The following is a 1,268-nucleotide window of genomic DNA, read 5'->3' as shown; positions in this document are numbered from 1 at the left end:
GGCCTATGACGGGCGGGTTCCGGGGCCGGAGCTGCGCTTCCGCCAGGGCGACACGGCGCGCATCGCTTTCGCGAACAATCTGCCGGAGCCGACGACCATCCACTGGCATGGCCTGCGCGTCCCCAACGCCATGGACGGGGTGCCCGGCCCGTCGCAGCCGCCGGTGCCGGCGGGCGGACGGTTCGACTACGAGTTCCCGCTGAAGGACGCCGGCACCTTCTGGTACCACCCGCACGTCAACAGCGGGGTGCAGGTGGCCCACGGCCTGACCGGGGCCTTCATCGTGGAGGAGCGCGAGCCGATCCGCGTCGACCGCGACCTGCTCTGGCTGCTCGGCGACTGGCGCCTGACCAGGGAGGCGGAACTGGCCGGCGGGTTCGGCCATCCCATGGACGCCACACACGCCGGGCGCATCGGCAACACCGTCACCATCAACGGCGCCGTCCGGGACAGCGTGCCGGTCCGCGCCGGGGAGCGCGTCCGCCTGCGCCTGATCAACGCGGCGAACGCCCGCGTCTTCGCGCTCGACTTCCAGGGGCACGCGCCGCGGGTGATCGCGCTCGACGGCCAGCCGGTGACGCCGCACGCTCCGCCGGACGGCAAGGTGGTGCTGGGACCCGGCCAGCGCGTCGACCTGGTGATCGATATGGAAGGCCGGCCGGGCGAGGGGTTCGACGTGATCGACGGCTTCTACCCGCGCATGGCCTACCGGTTGACCCGGCTGATTTACGGCAGTGAGGCGCCCTTGCGCGACTCGCCGCTGGACGCCCCGATCGCGCTGGCCGCAAACCCGCTGCCCGAACCCGATCTCGCCGGCGCCGTCCGCCAGGACGTGGTGCTGGACGGCGGGATGCACGGCGCCATGCCGAAGAGTGCCGGGCCGCGCGGCCCCTTCTGGGCGCTGAACGGCGTGGCGGCCCCTGGCCATTCATCCATGGGGCATCACCATCTGGAACCGCTCATCACCGTCAAACGCGGTCAAACGCAGGTGACGGCCTTCGTCAACGAGACCGGCTGGTGGCACCCCATGCACCTGCACGGCTTTCCCTTCCGTGTCCTCTCGCGCAACGGCCGGCCGGCCGAGCACCGCGAGTGGCGCGATACCGTCCTGCTCGGCCCCCGTGAGACGGCCGAGATCGCCTTCGTGGCCGAAGAGGCCGGCGACTGGATGCTCCACTGCCATGTTCTGGAGCATCAGGAGACCGGCATGATGGCCGTCCTGAGAGTGACCGCGTGAAACGACCCGCCCCCAAACACCGCCCGTCCCC

At 71.4% G+C, this 1,268-nt stretch carries 1 protein-coding gene; it reads left to right on the top strand.

Features of this window, described 5'->3' with window-relative positions; genetic code table 11:
* Positions 1-1,237 (top strand): multicopper oxidase family protein (locus GBZ26_RS29430; RefSeq protein WP_174441810.1); only part of this gene is annotated, 1,237 nt, incomplete at its 5' end.
* Positions 1,238-1,268: the final 31 nt, after the last annotated feature.

The sequence above is a fragment of the Azospirillum formosense genome (assembly GCF_013340925.1).
GTDB classification, from domain to species: domain Bacteria; phylum Pseudomonadota; class Alphaproteobacteria; order Azospirillales; family Azospirillaceae; genus Azospirillum; species Azospirillum formosense.
This window is presented reverse-complemented; position numbering and strand designations above follow the sequence as displayed.